This is a genomic window from Psychrobacter sp. 1Y4 (assembly GCF_051847555.1).
Map to the genome: position 1 here is coordinate 66,968 of NZ_JBPYDE010000013.1, position 16,884 is coordinate 83,851.

At 44.3% G+C, this 16,884-nt stretch carries 15 protein-coding genes; 11 read left to right on the forward strand and 4 right to left on the reverse strand.

The window, feature by feature from the left end; genetic code table 11:
* Positions 1–130: 130 nt before the first annotated feature.
* The 6 genes from ACS8FC_RS11450 (at position 131) to ACS8FC_RS11475 (ending at position 8,790) form a co-directional block, all read left to right on the forward strand.
* Positions 131–895: an SDR family oxidoreductase gene (locus tag ACS8FC_RS11450; protein ID WP_439296889.1), complete on the forward strand. Its 765-nt coding sequence runs from the start codon at positions 131–133 to the stop codon at positions 893–895.
* 358 nt (positions 896–1,253) lie between these two features.
* Entirely contained in the window at positions 1,254–3,596 is a 2,343-nt protein-coding gene (gene tynA / locus ACS8FC_RS11455; protein ID WP_439296890.1) for a primary-amine oxidase, read from the forward strand.
* 63 nt (positions 3,597–3,659) lie between these two features.
* On the forward strand, positions 3,660–5,084 hold the full coding sequence (locus tag ACS8FC_RS11460) for an aldehyde dehydrogenase family protein (protein WP_439260950.1): 1,425 nt from the start codon (positions 3,660–3,662) through the stop codon (positions 5,082–5,084).
* 210 nt (positions 5,085–5,294) lie between these two features.
* Complete coding sequence (locus tag ACS8FC_RS11465) at positions 5,295–6,341, forward strand: histone deacetylase family protein (RefSeq protein WP_439260949.1); 1,047 nt, start codon at positions 5,295–5,297, stop codon at positions 6,339–6,341.
* A gap of 269 nt (positions 6,342–6,610) precedes the next feature.
* Entirely contained in the window at positions 6,611–7,033 is a 423-nt protein-coding gene (locus ACS8FC_RS11470) for a tetratricopeptide repeat protein (protein ID WP_439260948.1), read from the forward strand.
* Between the two features lie 212 nt (positions 7,034–7,245).
* Positions 7,246–8,790 (forward strand): acetyl-CoA hydrolase/transferase family protein, encoded by a 1,545-nt coding sequence (locus tag ACS8FC_RS11475; protein WP_439296891.1) that lies wholly within the window; start codon positions 7,246–7,248, stop codon positions 8,788–8,790.
* A gap of 299 nt (positions 8,791–9,089) precedes the next feature.
* On the opposite strand, the gene ACS8FC_RS11480 is transcribed toward ACS8FC_RS11475, so the two are convergent.
* Complete coding sequence (locus ACS8FC_RS11480) at positions 9,090–10,031, reverse strand: acyltransferase (RefSeq protein WP_439296893.1); 942 nt, start codon at positions 10,029–10,031, stop codon at positions 9,090–9,092.
* A gap of 241 nt (positions 10,032–10,272) precedes the next feature.
* Here ACS8FC_RS11480 and ACS8FC_RS11485 point away from each other — a divergent pair, with 241 nt between their 5' ends.
* From ACS8FC_RS11485 to ACS8FC_RS11500, 4 genes are all read left to right on the forward strand, one after another.
* Positions 10,273–10,515 carry a hypothetical protein gene (locus ACS8FC_RS11485; RefSeq protein WP_439296894.1) on the forward strand — a complete coding sequence of 81 codons (243 nt, stop codon included), beginning with the start codon at positions 10,273–10,275 and terminating at the stop codon, positions 10,513–10,515.
* A 99-nt stretch (positions 10,516–10,614) separates the two neighbouring features.
* The gene (gene arfB, locus ACS8FC_RS11490; RefSeq protein ID WP_439260944.1) at positions 10,615–11,028 is read left to right on the forward strand and encodes an alternative ribosome rescue aminoacyl-tRNA hydrolase ArfB; all 414 of its coding nucleotides are present in this window, start codon (positions 10,615–10,617) and stop codon (positions 11,026–11,028) included.
* A gap of 111 nt (positions 11,029–11,139) precedes the next feature.
* Positions 11,140–11,844: a cupin domain-containing protein gene (locus ACS8FC_RS11495; RefSeq protein WP_439296896.1), complete on the forward strand. Its 705-nt coding sequence runs from the start codon at positions 11,140–11,142 to the stop codon at positions 11,842–11,844.
* 70 nt (positions 11,845–11,914) lie between these two features.
* The gene (locus ACS8FC_RS11500; protein ID WP_439296897.1) at positions 11,915–13,075 is read left to right on the forward strand and encodes a flavin monoamine oxidase family protein; all 1,161 of its coding nucleotides are present in this window, start codon (positions 11,915–11,917) and stop codon (positions 13,073–13,075) included.
* Between the two features lie 58 nt (positions 13,076–13,133).
* Here the strand turns inward: ACS8FC_RS11500 and ACS8FC_RS11505 are convergent, their stop codons facing one another.
* Together ACS8FC_RS11505 and ACS8FC_RS11510 are read right to left on the reverse strand one after the other, a co-directional pair.
* Positions 13,134–13,949, reverse strand: a complete 816-nt coding sequence (locus ACS8FC_RS11505; RefSeq protein ID WP_439296898.1) for an enoyl-CoA hydratase — start codon at positions 13,947–13,949, stop codon at positions 13,134–13,136.
* A gap of 219 nt (positions 13,950–14,168) precedes the next feature.
* On the reverse strand, positions 14,169–14,672 hold the full coding sequence (locus ACS8FC_RS11510) for a lactoylglutathione lyase family protein (RefSeq protein ID WP_439296899.1): 504 nt from the start codon (positions 14,670–14,672) through the stop codon (positions 14,169–14,171).
* Between the two features lie 90 nt (positions 14,673–14,762).
* Here ACS8FC_RS11510 and ACS8FC_RS11515 point away from each other — a divergent pair, with 90 nt between their 5' ends.
* A complete protein-coding gene (locus ACS8FC_RS11515) occupies positions 14,763–15,632 on the forward strand; it encodes a LysR family transcriptional regulator (RefSeq protein ID WP_439260939.1) in 870 nt (289 codons plus the stop codon).
* 63 nt (positions 15,633–15,695) lie between these two features.
* Here the strand turns inward: ACS8FC_RS11515 and ACS8FC_RS11520 are convergent, their stop codons facing one another.
* Positions 15,696–16,832 (reverse strand): glycerate kinase, encoded by a 1,137-nt coding sequence (locus ACS8FC_RS11520; RefSeq protein WP_439296900.1) that lies wholly within the window; start codon positions 16,830–16,832, stop codon positions 15,696–15,698.
* Positions 16,833–16,884: the final 52 nt, after the last annotated feature.

The following is a 16,884-nucleotide window of genomic DNA, read 5'->3' on the forward strand; positions in this document are numbered from 1 at the left end:
CTTAGTCTACTAATTGTAGTACTTGCACTCGTTTTCCTTGCTACTCAAATTTTTGGAAATGGTCTTAAGTTTCGTAAAGCTGATAAAAATCTTAAAACTGAAGGGTTAATTTACAAAATTATGAGGAATAATGATGAAAGATTTATTTGATTTAACGGGCAAGATTGCCTTGGTTACTGGCGCTAGTCGTGGTATTGGTGAGTCTATCGCTCGTTTATTGGCATCTAGAGGCGCACATGTCATTGTCTCTAGCCGTAAGATTGATGCTTGCCAAGCCGTCGCTGATAGCATCAAAGATGATGGACATAAAGCCAGCGCCTTTGCCTGCCATGTCGGTGAGATGGATCAGATTGAGGCGATTTTTGAGCACATCAAGAGCGAATTTGGTCAACTTGATATCTTAGTCAATAACGCTGCCGCCAATCCTTATTATGGGCATATCTTAGATACAGATTTGGCAGCGTTTGATAAGACTGTGGAAGTTAACATTCGTGGTTATTTCTTTATGTCGACAGCTGCGGGCAAGATGATGCGCGAGCAGGGCGGCGGGGTGATTTTAAACACCGCCTCGGTCAATGGCTTGGTCGCGGGTGATAAGCAAGGCATCTATTCAATCACCAAGGCTGCCGTGATTAGTATGACCAAAGCTTTTGCTAAAGAATGTGGCCCCTTAAATATTCGCGTCAATGCGTTATTACCAGGTCTGACCGATACCAAGTTTGCCTCGGCTTTGACCACCAATGATAAAGTCTTAAAAATGGCGCTACATGCCATTCCACTAGGACGCGTAGCCGATCCGGACGAGATGGCAGGTACGGTATTATATCTAGTGTCTGATGCGTCGAGCTATACGACAGGTGCAACGGTGGTTGTCGATGGCGGTATGCTTGCTTAGTAGTAAATGGGTAGTAAATGAGTAGTTTGAAATAATAGAGCCAGCTCTTAAAGTAAAGAAACCGCATGATGCTAATATCATGCGGTTTTTTGTATTTATACTCTATATTCAATTTATATGATCTAAACTTATAAATAAATTAACTGTGAAGCTACGTTAATAAAAAATAGAGATGAGTTATTGTCCTGCAATATAACTGTTGCTATAGTAAATAACGGTTTGATCTTAAAATGAGTCGCTTATAGCGTATTTACTAAGCTCTTTTATTGTCTACCGGTCACTACCAAGTACGAAATGGAATTCGTCTCAGAGTTAGTAGATGCTATCTCTATATCTCAATACGATAAGGAAGTCGTCAATGATACATGCTCATACCCCCATTCATAATAAGCAAAAACTCAACAATAAAACCAATAAAAATCTCACTACTAGGGCGTTAAAATCAACTTTTACTGCATTGGTGGCCAGTCTGGCGCTTGCATATAGCGCGCAAGCATTTGCTCATGGCGGCAAAGTCAATATGGTTCCGATCGAGGAGGCGATGAGTACAGCGGGTGCAGACGTTGAATATGATAGTTATGCTGAGATGTATACTATTACTAAGAACTCAACCCGCGTACAAATCAAACCCAACAGCAAAACTGCTATGGTGAACGGGCAGTCCTTAGCAATCACCAATCCGCTCATCATAAAAGATGGTCAAGCTTTAGTGCCTGATTCATTAGCAAATGAGATTTTACAATCAGGTTTGGATCAAACTTTTAAGATAGAGCAAAGCCCGCATCCACTCAATGTGTTAAGTGCTGAGGAGATCGAGCAAACTTTGGCTATTATCAAAAAAGCCAAGCCTACCGAGACCAATCTACGGTTTTCTGATATCCGCCTAAAACAACCTGATAAAGATGCAGTATGGCGTAATGTCACTGAAAACAAGCCTTACCAAGGTGATCGAGTGGCAACCTTTAGCATTTTAAAAGGCAATACGGTCATTGAAGGTGAAGCAAATTTAAACAAAAACGCCTTAACCAGTTGGAATGCGATAGAAGATACCTTTGGTATGGTGCTGGTAGATGATTTTTATGCCATACAAGACATCATCCAAAATAGCCCTGAATACAAAGTGGCGTTAAAAAAACATGGTATAGATGATGTGACTAAGGTTGTCGGAACGCCGCTGACCGTTGGATATTTCGGTGATCAGGACAATTTAGATCAGCAGCTGCGCGTCCTTAAAATCGTCTCTTATCTAAATGTGGGCGATGGCAACTACTGGGCGCATCCTATCGAAAACTTGGTGGCAGTGGTCGATTTAGATGAGAAAAAAATCATTAAAATAGAGGAAGGTAGTGTCATTCCCGTACCGATGACCCCGCGTCCAATCGATGGTCGTGATCAAGATATTGTCACTAGTAAGCCATTAAATATCATCGAACCAGAAGGCAAAAACTATACCATCACTGGCCGAGACGTTGAATGGCACAACTGGAAGTTTCATATTGGTTTAGACAGTCGAACAGGCCTACAGCTTAGTACGGTCACTTTTAATGATAAAGGCGTTGATCGCAAAATCATGTATCAAGGTAACTTGGGCGGTATGGTCGTGCCTTATGGCGATCCAGATATGGGCTGGTACTTTAAATCTTATCTTGATGCTGGTGAATACGGCATGGGAACTCTGACCTCGCCGCTAGAAAAGAACGTCGATGCACCAGAAAACGCGGTACTCCTTGACGCTGTGCTACCAGACTATCAAGGCAATCCTTATACCATTCCGAATGCCATTGCAGTGTTTGAGCGCTATGCAGGTCCTGAGTTTAAACATCAAGAAATGGGGCAAAAAAACGTCAGTACTGAGCGCCGTGAGCTGGTCGTACGCTGGATAAGTACGATAGGTAACTATGATTATATTTTTGACTGGGTGTTTGAGCCAAACGGTACGATCGGTATCGACGCTGGGGCAACTGGTATCGAGGCTGCTAAAGGCGTACTTGCAAAAACCATGCACGATCCAACGGCCAAAGAAGACACTCGCTATGGTACGTTGATTGATCATAATATCGTCGGTCCAACGCACCAGCATATCTATAACTTCCGTTTGGATATGGATGTCGATGACAAGACCAATCATATCAAACGTATAGATCCCATCGTCGCTGACAATACACGCGGAGGGCCGCGTACTAGTGCGATGGAGACTCGCGAAACCACAGTGGTGACCGAGACGGCCGCCAAAGAAAACTTCGATCCTGCTTCTGTGCGTCTAATCAGTAATGCAAGCAAAGAGAACCGTATGGGAAATCCGGTATCGTATCAAATGATTCCGTTTGCAGGCGGGACTCATCCTATCGCAAAAGGTGCCAATTTCGCTGATGATGAGTGGATATACAATCGTCTTAATTTTATGGATAAACAAATTTGGGTGACCAACTATGATGCAGATGAGCAATATCCAGAAGGTAAATATCCTAATCGCTCTGACAAAGATACTGGCTTAGGGCAGTTTACGAAAGACGATGAAAACATTCATAACAAAGACTTGGTGGTGTGGCTAACGACAGGTACCACCCATATTGCCCGTGCTGAAGAGTGGCCTATCATGCCGACAGAATGGGTAAACGTGCTACTCAAACCGTGGAATTTCTTTGATGAAACGCCATCGCTGCATTTGAATCAAGATAAAGGTGAAAGCGAGAGCAAATAAGTACCTAAGTAAATAAACGCCTTTAGAATATTAGGCCATAACCCTAACCATAAGAGTAAAAAAATGAAAGAATTTAATTTAATTATCAACGGTGAAAGTGTTGGCACCACTGACTATTTTGACGTTATCAACCCAGCGGACAAATCTGTCATTGCTCGTTGCCCAAAGGCTACCACTGCGCAGTTGAATGATGCGGTAGCAGCGGCCAAATCAGCGTTCCCTACTTGGTCGGCATTGACTTATGAGCAGCGCCGAGATCGTTTGATGCAGCTTGCTGATGCTATCGAAGATAACGCTGAGGAGCTGATGACGCTACTGACCAAAGAGCAGGGTAAGCCGACCAAAGGCTTTGCAGATCTAGGTGCAGGCTTTGAGTTTGGTGGCACACTCGCTTGGATACGCGCGACCGCCAGTATGACATTGGAGCCGCAGGTCATTCAAGATAACGACACCGCACATATAGAGCTACATCGCAAGCCACTTGGGGTAGTAGGTTCGATTACGCCGTGGAACTACCCATTGCTGATAGGTATCTGGCACATTATCCCTGCACTATTGACAGGTAATACAGTTGTCATGAAGCCCTCTGAGATGACCCCATTGACCGTATTACGATTCGGTGAAATCGCTAAAGACATTTTGCCCGCTGGTGTGTTAAATATAGTGACTGGCGAAGGGGAAATTGGGGCTGCGATGACGTCACATCAAGATATTCAAAAAATCGTATTTACAGGCTCGACGCCCACGGGCAAAGCCATTATGAAAAGCGCAGCTGACAATCTTACCCGCTTGACACTAGAGCTTGGTGGCAACGATGCGGGTATTGTCTTAGCAGATGCCGATATTGCTGCTTGTGCGCCAAAGATATTTGCGACCTCTTTTATTAATAATGGCCAAACTTGTGCTGCCCTAAAGCGCCTTTATGTCCATGAATCTGTGCATGATGAGCTATGTGAAGCTTTAACGAACATGGCCAATAGCATGAAAACGGGCAATGGCTTTGATGAAGATACTGACTTTGGACCGCTACAGAATCAAGAGCAGCTTAATATCGTCAAAGCACTTGCCAAAGATGCCAAAGAGCGCGGCGCCAACTTCTTATGCGGCGGTGACGTCACGGACGAGAGCGGCTATTTTTATCCAATCACGCTCGTGAGCAATATTAATGATGGGGCAAGGCTGGTCGATGAAGAACAATTTGGGCCCATTTTACCTATTATTAAATTTAGCGATGTAGAAGAGGCGATAGATAGCGCCAATCGCTTGCAAGTGGGGCTTGGCGGCTCAGTGTGGTCGCAGAATATCGAAAAGGCACAGAAAATTGCTTCTCGCTTAGAGTGCGGTACGGTCTGGATCAACAACCATGCCATGATTCAGCCTGATGCGCCATTTGGCGGTGTGAAAGATTCAGGGTTTGGGGTGGAGTTTGGAGAAGCTGGCCTAAAAGAATTCACCTTCATCCAAACCGTACAGACGTTTAAATCTTAAAACCACTTTTACTGATAACAAGGGTCATTAAAGATTCTATGCTGTAGTCACGTTTGCAGCATAGAGTCTTTATTTGTATTTGACTCTGATTAGGCGCTGGCATATATTCAATGGTTGGTGATAATAATATGATGACTTTTAGCCATATAAAGAAAGGCTATGATGGCATCATACAAAATGGACTGCGTCATAAACAATGGAGTGTACAGAGTGAAAATATACAGTCATGAAAACTTAAGTCTGCATAGACCACTGCCTTACTTTTCGTATGGAAAAATGCATGAGCCGCTAGAGATACCAGAGCGTATGGTCGAGATGTTAAAAGCACCAGCGGCATTAGGACTGGAGGTGACGAATGCCAAAGAGGTCGGGATGGGACCGATCTTAGCGGTGCATGACTTTGGTTATGTTGAGTTTTTAAAGCATGGCTATGACGAATGGATGGCGGTAGAAGAGGACTTAGGGGACCAAGTACAGACAGGGATTTTTGTGCCGTATGACAATCCTGGACTGGGCATCATGGCAAAAGCGGCCAAATATCAGGCCGATGATAGCGCGCCAATCAGTGAGCATTCATGGATATCTATCTATTGGTCAGCGCAAACGGCGCTTAATGCAGCTGAGGCTTTGCTTAACGATGATAGCGACTCAAGCAATGACACCGATGTACAACTTTGCTTTTCACGGCCGCCCGGTCACCATGCACGCAAGAGCGCAGCAGGTGGATTCTGTTATCTAAACAACGCTGCCATCATCGCGGAACACTTACGACAAAAATACGCCAAAATAGCCATCATCGATACCGATATGCATCACGGTCAGGGTATTCAAGAGATATTCTACGAGCGTAAAGATGTCTTATATACCTCGGTACATGGCGACACCGTTAATTTTTATCCGGGTGTCACTGGTCATGAGTTTGAAAGAGGGACGGGTGAGGGAGAGGGTTATAACGTCAACTTCCCAATGCCGCATGGTACTGATGAGGACGGCTTTTTTGAGTATGTCGATAAATCCATCGATACTATAAAAACCTTTGATCCTGATGTCATCGTCCACGTCTTAGGGTTTGATGTCTACAAAGATGATCCAGAAGCGAGATGTAAGGTCAGTACAGAGGGCTTTAAGATATTGGCGCAAAAGATGAAAGCGTTAAACAAACCTTTGATTGTACTGGTAGAGGGTGGCTACTATATCCAAAAGCTCAACCATAATTTACAGGCGTTTTTATCTGGGTTAGTAGGAGAAGATAGCTAATCATTTGTCTGATTATTTGACTGACTGTTTGACTGGTTATCTGATAAAGATGGCTTTATTAAAACCCGACTTAAAATATAAAGGACACGGTAACAGTTATCGTGTCTTGTTCCATATTGTCGTATATTTGTCCATTGGTCGCCTAAAACTTAATAAATCTTTTGGCATATAAATGCCAAGTATTCTTTATAACGCTTATCCAACCTGTCAATTTACGCTATAATCATCAGCAATTTATCCAATCTAGTCGCATAAAGGGTCCGCGAGTCATGATTAATACCAAAATATATAAGTCCATTTATGTGCTAGCCGAAAAGCTACTAGAAGCCGATAGCAAAAATGATCAAGAGACATTTGACGCTCTCTATGCACAGCTAAAAGATCTTTGCATTGAAAATGAGAAGAGCGATAAAGACCACCCAGAGCAATGGGAGACGCTCGCTGACTTCACTGAAGACTTAGAAGCTGCGCTTATCATTTATGAAAAAGCACTCAAAAAAGCCACTGCTATTAATTCAAAAGATCATATGGCATCAATTGCGTTTTCTATGGCTGAGTTACAGATTGAATTGGGCCAAAAAGACGCGGCTCTCACCAATCTAAAAAACGCCAAAACCAGTGCCAATAAAATTGAAGATAAAGAATTTAAGACTGAGATAAACAAGCTACTTGCCACGCTATCGGCAGAGTAACTGTCATATAAAAGGGCGTTTGAACCGCTTTAATTTTAAAGTTAAACGTCTATACCTAAGCGCACCTGCTTGCCTTTTGTCGAAAAATTGTCCAAAATGCGACAACGAAAACGTGTTAGCGGGTTCGTTGCAGATTTACCTCATTGTCATGTCTGTTTTAGTATTCATTATTTTGAGGTTTTTTTAATAAGGAAGTTAATAGGAATATTGCTATGGGTTCAATCAATCACGAAGAGCGCGTCCGTCATGAAGGTTTGCGTGAAAAAATCATGTCTGCTGAACAGGCCGCTTCATTTGTACAAAACGGCATGACGCTTGGGGTCGCAGGATTTACAGGGGCAGGCTACCCAAAATTTGTACCAACTGCTATCGCTAATCGTGCCAAAGACGCTCATGCTCGTGGCGAAGCATTCGGCATCGGTATGCTAACGGGTGCGTCCACCTCTCATGACTGTGACGGTGTATTGGCAGAAGCCAATTGTATTAATTTTCGTGCACCATTCCAATCTGATCCTGCCATGCGTAACCACATTAACGCTGGTAACACGCACTATGTTGATATGCATTTATCACACTTTGAGCAGCAAGTTCGTTTTGGCTTCTATGGCGATATGGACATTGCCTTGATTGAAGCGACAGGCATTACCCCAGAAGGCAAAATCATTCCTTCAATGGGCATTGGTACTAATAACCAGTGGCTCAAAACTGCCAAAAAAGTCATCATCGAAGTCAACTCGCGTCAAAGCATGATGTTAGATGGCATGCATGATATCCCAGCAGACCTTGGTGAGCCGCCGTTCCGTCAGCCTATTCCTATTGTCAAACCAGATGACCGCATCGGTACGCCGTACCTAGAGTGTGATCTCGATAAGATCATCGGTATCGTTATGACCGATGCGCCTGATCGCAATAGCAAGTTTGCAGATCCAGATGAAAACTCTAAAACCATCGCGTCACAAATCATCGAATTCTTGGATCATGAAGTCAAAAAAGGCCGTTTGCCAAAAAACCTGTTACCACTACAGTCTGGTGTAGGTAATGTGGCAAACGCTGTATTGATGGGTCTACAAGATAGCCCGTTTGATGATCTGATGGGATACACCGAGGTACTACAAGACGGCATGCTTGATCTGGTACTTAGCGGCAAAATGAAGTCAGCGTCGGCCACGGCATTGTCGTTTAGCCCAGATGCGCTAAAGCGTTTCAATGATAATATTGAGTTTTTGAGTGATAAGCTCGTACTGCGCCCGCAAGAGTTTACCAACCATCCAGAGGTGATTCGTCGTCTAGGTATCATTGCTATGAATGCGATGATTGAAGCGGATATTTACGGTAACGTCAACTCAACCCATATCATGGGTACCAAAATGATGAACGGTATCGGCGGTTCAGGCGACTTTACTCGTAACTCGCATTTCTCGTTCTTTGTGAGTCCATCTACGGCTAAAGGCGGTGCTATTTCTACTATCGTACCGATGGTATCGCATCACGACCACTCTGAGCATGATGTGATGTTTTTGGTGACTGAGCAAGGATTTGCTGATTTGCGTGGTAAGTCGCCGCGACAACGCGCCAAGCTTATTATCGATAACTGTGCGCACCCAGACTATCGCCCAATGCTACAAGATTACTATGACCGTGCTGCTAAGGCCAGTGGCTTACAAACACCGCATCTCTTAAATGAAGCATTGTCATGGCATCAGCGCTTTGTTGAGACTGGCGATATGCGTATCAACAAAATGCGTTTAGCGGTATAAGCGATTCGTAGTATTAAAAACTAGTAATATGCTAGTCATAAAAAGTAATAACGCCTCTTATCTGTCATCAGGTAGGAGGCGTTTTCTTATATCTAAAAATAGCTTCTAAACCGTTATAGTCAGTTCACAATAAAAGAGATACGCTTAAAATAGCGTTCTGCTGGTATAAATTTTCCTCGCTTGCTGTGCGCTTTACACTCCAGAGGCTTCAAAAAATGTATTCCAGCAGCGCTATGCTGTTTTTGAGAGGTGTTTTTTACTTATTAAAACTGGTTTTTAGGCTCCTATTCTTCAAGCTCCTATGTTTCAAAGTCAGCCAGCATCTTGGTGATGCGCTCATCTTTTTCGCGCCATATATGCTCAACCCATTCAAACATTCTGGCTTTGACGGCATCATCATCTTGATAACCACCATTTTGAACAGCTACAGATAAACCATCTGGTATGTCGATATAGCGGACATCGACGCCCAAGCGCTTGATATTGCCTTTCCACAAGTCACTATAGTTTGGTACGCCATCAGGATAGACAATCGTCATATCCAATATACCGTCTACTTCGGCACCCAAGGCATTGATAGCCAGCGCCAAACCGCCCGCTCTTGGCTTAAGCAGGTGCGTGTAGGGCGACTGCTGTCTCTCATGCTTAACAGGCGTAAAGCGCGTTCCTTCTAGATAATTGAGCAAGGTAAAGGGCTTGTCTTTAAGTAGCGCGCAGGCACGTTGTGCTTCTTTGAGGTCTTGACCTTTTAAGGCAGGGTTCTTTGCGATATCCGCTTTAGAATGCCGGCGCATCATGGGGAAATCTAAAAAATAAAAGGTTTGACCGACGATAGGAATGTATAACAATTCAAACTTAGTAAAAAACCGCGTCAAAGGCAGGCGATCTTGGCTAATATACTGAACAATACTGGTATCAACCCAAGATTGGTGATTGCTAATCAGTAGGTATTTTCCGTCTATATATACATCATCAGGTAAGCTGATGCGCCAGTCTTTTTGTGGTAACACCATGTCGATCACAGCGTTATTACTATTAATCCAATGATTGGCGATTTTGATCACCGCCTTGTCGGCGATGGCGGCGCCAGTAATCATTTTGGTCGCACCCATAAGCCACACGGGGATGCTGCCAGCGAAGCTATTCCCTGCGATGACGCCCGTCGCCGTCGCTAGCGATACTGCTTTGGCAAGTTTGGGCGTGCGGTCGTGCATTTTTTGAAAAACGGATGCCAAGCGCATATCAAATCCTTTCTATTTGTCTATTGTTGGTTATTATAAGCATCATGGCATAATTTTAGCAGATATACATACTTGTGCAGCGCTGGCGGTGTGACTGGCTGTTACAAATAATGAATATAGCAGCAGAGAGTGAATGAGAGCGCATTGTAGGTGCATTTCAACTGCTATCATAATCGAGTGTTTGAGTTATCGTAAGAAGTAAAAATTCATTTTGAGTGAAATACTATTTTGGAGCGCAACTATGGAGATCATAGGAATTGTTTTATTTATTATCGGTGTCATCATCTCTTTTATCTACGGGATTAAGCTGATTATTATTGCCTTTCAAGAGTCCATACTTTGGGGTCTGCTATATTTGTTTCTTCCATTTGCCAACTTATATTTTATTATTACGCGCTGGGAAAAGTGCAAAGCGTCCGTTTTTAAGATACTGATGTCAATTCCGTTTTTAGTGATAGGCGCTATGCTTGGTTCAATGCAATAAAATGTTAGAAGTAACGCCCTATTTATAAATCCTCAACCATGCCCCATATAGAAGAGAAGCATTTAAAAACCAATTATTTAAAAGAAATAAAAGACAACTATGATTTTTATCAGTAATACCATCAGCTTAAGCGATAGTGAAGTCGAGATTAGCGCCATCCGCGCGCAAGGGGCAGGCGGGCAAAACGTCAATAAAGTCTCCTCCGCTATTCATCTACGCTTCGATATCAATGCCTCAAGTCTGAATGACACCCAAAAACAGCGTTTATTAGATAGCAAAGACAGTCGTATCACTAAAGAGGGGATATTCGTCCTCAAAGCTCAGCAACACCGTACCCAAGAGCGCAACAAGATTGACGCGTTTGAACGTCTTAAAGCCTTCATCTTTCAATCTACCCAAGTCGCTAAAGCTCGCAGACCAACCAAGCCGAGTAGAAATGCTAAGCGTAAACGCGTCGATCAAAAGACGCAGCGCGGCAAAACCAAGGCATTGCGCGGTAAGGTTGATTATTAAGCGGGCTATTATAGTTAGTATTAAATAAAAAAGTTACAACGACTAAAAAGTGCTACTGGTATAAATTTTTAAGTCGCTTAGCCATATTAAATCGAATTTGGACACTATCCTATGCTAATTAATGCAGATTTTTCATCTCGAGCTGAGCTAACGGCTGAAGAGCATCAATGGATTAAATCACCGCAGAATGGTGTCGAGCGCGTCATGCTTGACCGCGTAGGCGCGGAGAAGGCGCGGGCGACTAGCCTTGTGCGTTATGCGCCTAATTCGCATTTTCCGCATCATCAACATCCGGGCGGCGAGGAGATTTTGGTATTGTCAGGTACTTTTTCTGCCGATGATAAGCACTATCCCACTGGCTGGTATTTACGCAATCCGCCAGCATCAGGCCATACGCCTTATAGCGATGAAGGGGCGGTGATCTTTGTAAAGCTGCGACAGATGTCACCATCTGAAGAGCGCCATGTCGCTATCGACACGCACGATAGTACAAACTGGCAATGGATCGGCAATCGTGAGGTGTGTGCTTTATTTTTGAACGATAGTGAACAGGTGAGCTTGCAGCGGCTGAGCGCAGATGATGCATTGTTTACACAAGACCTCATGACTCAAGCGATTGAGGGTGGTGCAGAGCTGTTAGTGGACGAAGGTACGCTGCTAGAAGGTGATAAGACGTATAAACAAGGTAGCTGGCTACGCTTGCCCGCAGGTGCGCAGCCACAGATAAAAGCAAGTACAGAAGGAGCTACGGTCTATGTTAAGACTGGACATCTTGCTCACGTCATTGGCGCAGATATCGAAGGTTTAGACGTTTAATGAGCTAAAGCATGTTATCCATAATTTAAGATGTTAAGCGCTTTTAATGAAAAATAAAAAGAAAACTTCTATGCAAAAATTAGATATAACAAATGTACCTGTAGCAATTATCGGTGGTGGTTTGAGTGGTCTATATGCGGCTTATTTATTAGAGCAAAAAGGCATTGATTATATATTGTTAGAAGCGCGTGATAGTTTGGGCGGTCGCATTCTCGCTAGTAAGCTTTTAAAAGATTCGGCCTTAGAGCGACCGACTTCACAACATCTTGGCTCTGATAGTGTACAAGAGGTAGATAGCTTTGATTTAGGACCTTCTTGGTTTTGGCCTGATTATCAGTCGCAGTTGAGCGATCTGGTCAATGAACTACAGCTGGAGACTTTTGCACAGTTTGAAGAGGGCGATATGATGGTTGAGCACGCTCCTAACGAGCCTGCTGTTCGTATGCAAGGCTATAAAAGCTCGCCACCTTCAATGCGTCTAGTCGGTGGTATGGCCGCATTGATTGATGCTTTATATCGTCGTCTTGATTCCTCACGTGTTTTTAATAGTCAAATTGTACGTCGGTTGCATAAAGCAGATGAGCACATAGAGATAACCAGCGAAGACACGTCTGGGCAATTCACGACTTGGCGAGCGCAGCATGTATTGCTGGCGCTACCGCCTCGTTTGGTGGAAGACAGTATAACGTTTGAGCCAGCTTTACCGTCCGATATGATAACGCAATGGCGCAACACAGCGACTTGGATGGCGCCTCATGCCAAGTATTTTGCCGTTTACGATACGGCTTTTTGGCGCAAGCACGGTCTCTCGGGAGCCGCGCGTAGCTCGCAAGGGCCAATGGTTGAGATTCATGATGCCTCTAGCATGGGTGGCAGGGGTGCGTTGTTTGGCTTTATAGGAGTACCTGCCTCCGTACGCCAAAGCGTCTCTGAAGATGTGTTAAAAGCACATTGCCGTGCGCAATTGGTACGTCTATTTGGCGAGCAGGCAGACACGCCCAAAGCTGAGTATCTGAAAGACTGGTCACAAGATAAATTCACCGCAACGACTGCCGACGCAAGTAGTGATGGTCAGCATGCGGTGGCACCTGTTTCTAAGGCAATATCAGGTGTATGGAGTGATTGCCTAACGGGGATAGGCAGTGAATGGTCGCCACAGTTTTCTGGTTATATTGCTGGTGCTATTGAAGCGGCAAGCCTTGCGGTACAAAACTTGCCTGAAAAGATGTAGTTTTTAATTTTATTAATAGTATTGTTATTAAGTAGCGTTCTTCTAAATGGTGAAGCTATTAAGGTCCCGTCCATACTGCATGGCGCTTTTCGATAAAGGCATCAATGCCCTCGCTCACATCGTCTGCCATCATATTGCAGGTCATCACTTGTCCGGCATATTCATAAGCATCCGCTAAATCCATGTCCAACTGTTTATAGAACATATCTTTGCCCGTTTTGACCGCGACAGAGGATTTGGCAGTAATGGCATCGATTAAAGATTGCAGCGTTGCATCCAACTGATCCGCTGGCGCGACACGATTAATGAGTCCTTGCTGCAAGGCCGTATGGGCATCGATAAACTCACCCGTGATTAGCATCTCAAAGGCCTGCTTGCGAGACAAGTTGCGGCTGACGGCAACGGCAGGGGTTGAACAAAACAGTCCGACATTTATCCCAGAAGTCGCAAACTTAGCGTCATTAGAGGCCACCGCTAAGTCGCAGGCTGCCACCAGTTGACAGCCTGCGGCGGTAGCAATGCCTTGTACTTTGGCAATTACAACTTGCGGCATTTGATTGACGGTCAACATCATCTGACTACACTGCTTAAATAATGCACTGTGGAATGCTTCATCTGAGTGTGCGCGCATCTCTTTTAGGTTGTGACCTGCACAAAACGCTTTGCCATTCGCGGCAATGACGACCACGCGAATACTACTATCTTGAGCGATGCCGTCCAGCTCTGCTTGCATGGCGGATAACATATCGACTGATAGCGCATTGAATTGCTTAGGACGGTTTAAAGTAAGAGTGACGACGCCGCTTGCATCTTTGCTATCGTCTCTGATAACTAATGGCTCGCTGGTGGGGGCGTCTGTATTTGTAGTATTCATTTATCATCCTTGATAATTGGTGTTCATTCACTCAAATGATAGCATGGCGTGCAAGTTATACAATAGAGTGCTGATATTGAAATTGCACATATGAAAATAGCGCATTCATAATATGAGTGCGCTATTCGTATCTTTATTAAGAATAAATCGACATGTAGAGATAAGTCCGATTTTTTTAACTTTCATAACGAAGCGTTATTTTACTCTTAAGCGCTATACCTAATACGCGCCTTCGCTATAAATAAGCTCATAGCTGTGGCTGTATATTTCAACGATATTGCCGAACGGGTCTTCCATATAAATCATACGGTAAGGTTTTTCGCCGGGATAGTAATAACGCGGTTTTTCCATACGCTTTTTACCGCCAGCAGCGACAATGCGTTCAGCGAGCTCTTCCACGTTTGGATCTTGCACGCAGAAGTGAAAAATACCTGTCTTCCAGTATTCAAAGTTGTTTTCAGGGTTTTCTTGATTTTTGAATTGAAAGATTTCAACGCCGATACGGTCACCGGTAGAGAGATGAGCAATACGGAAACTGCCCCAGCCTGAGCTAAAGACTTCCGTACACATCTCACCAATCGGGCTGTCATCTTCAATGATTTCAGTCGGTTCCATGATGGTGTACCAACCCATCACCTCGGTATAGAATTTTACCGCTGCTTCTAAGTCAGGGACGGAAAGGCCAATGTGTGAAAAGCTTCTTGGGTAAACGTTATTCATCATTCATACTCCTGTTTTGATATGGGAGTAGTTTACAAAGCTATATCCATTACGTAAAATTATCCTTTATTATAAAGTTAAGTATATATCGTAATGATGAATATCACATGGCTACGTACGTTCTGTACCCTTGTTGAAGTGGGGCATTTTACCCGCACTGCCGAGCGCCTACATATGACCCAGTCAGGTGTCAGCCAGCACATACGTAAGCTTGAAAGTCAGTTAGATGTCGACTTGCTCATCCGTCAAGGGAAGCAGTTTTCATTGACGGATGCCGGCGAGGAGCTGTATAGGGAGGCGGGTGATATCTTGCAGCGCTTAACAAATCTAGAACAGCGTATCGGTGATGACCCCGCCTATGCAGGGCTAGTGAGACTCATGTCTCCTGGCAGCGTGGGCTTAAAGTTATATCCAAAGCTTTTGATCTTACAGCAACAGTATCCACAGTTGGTGATTGACTATCGCTTTGCGCCAAATAGCGATATAGAGCGAGCGCTTGCGAATCATGACATTGATATTGGGTTTATGACGGAGATCTCAGATGACGAGGGAATAAGTTGCCAGTCAATAGCTCAAGAAGCGCTCATACTAGTGACGCCTGTGATGACTAATGAGCTAAGCTGGGAGACACTCATAGCGCTTGGGTTTATCGATCATCCTGACGGTACTCATCATGCCAGCATGCTGCTGAGTGCCAATTATATCAAGTTCCAGCATATTAATGACTTTAAGAAAAAGGGCTTTTCTAATCAAATTGGTTTGATTTTAGAGCCTGTTAGTAGGGGGCTTGGCTTTACCGTATTGCCAGCACACGCGGTTGCAGCATATCCAAACCCTGAGCTTATTAGCAGCCATCGTTTGCCCGTGCCAATGAGTGAAACACTATATCTTGCCGTACGGTGCCAGCAAGCCCTACCTAATAGAATGCAAACCGTCATTAACGAGGTAAAAAAGTGGTTGTAAAATTATAAAAAATAGCGATATTTAGATTTGATGTCGGTCAATCAATTAACTTGTAGGCTGTTTTTATTTCATACTTTGCCCCAACTTCATAGTCGCGCCAACATTAACCGCGGTAGTCTCAATACTTTTATAAGCTTTGCTTAGCACCTTATCGAGGGTGTCCAGCTTTTGAATGCTAGGCATGACGACGTCAAACCCAGTGGTCTGAGCTGGCGCAAGGCCGTCAACGCTACCGCAAATAGCGATCACAGGCTTGTGGCTGGCTTTTGCCAGTTGGCTGATACCGCCAGCGACTTTACCCATTAAAGTTTGTGCATCAAGCTTGCCTTCACCAGTGATGACCAGATCTGCATTAGCAATATGCTCTTCTAGGCTGACAGCCTCAGCGACGGTATCAAACCCTGATTTAAGATTAGCGCCGCAAAAGGTCATTAAGGCAAAGCCAAGACCACCTGCTGCCCCTGCGCCTGCGATATTTTGGTAATCCTGATAGCCGTGCTGTCCAGATACCATTGCAAAGTGACTCAAGGCTTTATCTAATAGTGCGACTTGCTCTGGATTGGCGCCTTTTTGTGGTCCAAAGATAGCACTAGCTCCTGATGATCCGCATAATGGATTGGTGACATCGCAGGCCACTTCAAAGACGGTATCTTGCAGCTTTGGATGAAGCTCTGCACCGTCTATCTGCTTTAAGTTGGCCAGTTCGCTACCGCCTTGCGCCAAACGCTTGCCATCAAGGTTATAGAAATTCATTCCTAAGGCCGTTAACATACCAAGACCGGCATCGTTGGTGGCACTACCGCCCAGACCGATAATGATGCGTTTGACGCCCTCACTCAAAGCATCCGCAATAAGTTCGCCAACTCCGTAGCTGCTGGTAATGAGCGGATTGCGCTCATCCGTCTTCAATAGATGTAGACCGCAGGCGTGAGCGATTTCAATCACAGCTGTCTTGTTTTCTAATAACAGATAATTGGCAGTAATTGGTCGCATTAATGGATCGTTCACAACCACGTTTTTCCAGCGCCCGCCCAACACATATGACAACACCGCAGAGGTGCCTTCGCCGCCATCTGCCATGGGCAATAATGTATAGTCTGCATCAGGAAAAACCTGACTAAACCCAGATTGGATAGCGCGACAAACTTCTAGCGCTTCTAAGCTTTCTTTAAACGAATCAGGGGCGATTAAAATTTTCATGAAGCTCTCTTGGAATATCTAAGTAAAAATAAAGTGGGTAAGCAAGTTTCTT

Excerpts from the sequence above, each read along its gene's own strand:
- ACS8FC_RS11460 (WP_439260950.1), top strand. The coding sequence starts at position 3,660 with ATGAAAGAATTTAATTTAATTATCAACGGTGAAAGTGTTGGCACCACT.
- ACS8FC_RS11510 (WP_439296899.1), bottom strand. The coding sequence starts at position 14,672 with ATGATGAATAACGTTTACCCAAGAAGCTTTTCACACATTGGCCTTTCC.
- ACS8FC_RS11495 (WP_439296896.1), top strand. The coding sequence starts at position 11,140 with ATGCTAATTAATGCAGATTTTTCATCTCGAGCTGAGCTAACGGCTGAA.
- ACS8FC_RS11485 (WP_439296894.1), top strand. The coding sequence starts at position 10,273 with ATGGAGATCATAGGAATTGTTTTATTTATTATCGGTGTCATCATCTCT.
- ACS8FC_RS11450 (WP_439296889.1), top strand. The coding sequence starts at position 131 with ATGATGAAAGATTTATTTGATTTAACGGGCAAGATTGCCTTGGTTACT.
- tynA (WP_439296890.1), top strand. The coding sequence starts at position 1,254 with ATGATACATGCTCATACCCCCATTCATAATAAGCAAAAACTCAACAAT.
- arfB (WP_439260944.1), top strand. The coding sequence starts at position 10,615 with ATGATTTTTATCAGTAATACCATCAGCTTAAGCGATAGTGAAGTCGAG.
- ACS8FC_RS11505 (WP_439296898.1), bottom strand. The coding sequence starts at position 13,949 with ATGAATACTACAAATACAGACGCCCCCACCAGCGAGCCATTAGTTATC.
- ACS8FC_RS11470 (WP_439260948.1), top strand. The coding sequence starts at position 6,611 with ATGATTAATACCAAAATATATAAGTCCATTTATGTGCTAGCCGAAAAG.
- ACS8FC_RS11480 (WP_439296893.1), bottom strand. The coding sequence starts at position 10,031 with ATGCGCTTGGCATCCGTTTTTCAAAAAATGCACGACCGCACGCCCAAA.
- ACS8FC_RS11515 (WP_439260939.1), top strand. The coding sequence starts at position 14,763 with ATGATGAATATCACATGGCTACGTACGTTCTGTACCCTTGTTGAAGTG.
- ACS8FC_RS11520 (WP_439296900.1), bottom strand. The coding sequence starts at position 16,832 with ATGAAAATTTTAATCGCCCCTGATTCGTTTAAAGAAAGCTTAGAAGCG.
- ACS8FC_RS11500 (WP_439296897.1), top strand. The coding sequence starts at position 11,915 with ATGCAAAAATTAGATATAACAAATGTACCTGTAGCAATTATCGGTGGT.
- ACS8FC_RS11475 (WP_439296891.1), top strand. The coding sequence starts at position 7,246 with ATGGGTTCAATCAATCACGAAGAGCGCGTCCGTCATGAAGGTTTGCGT.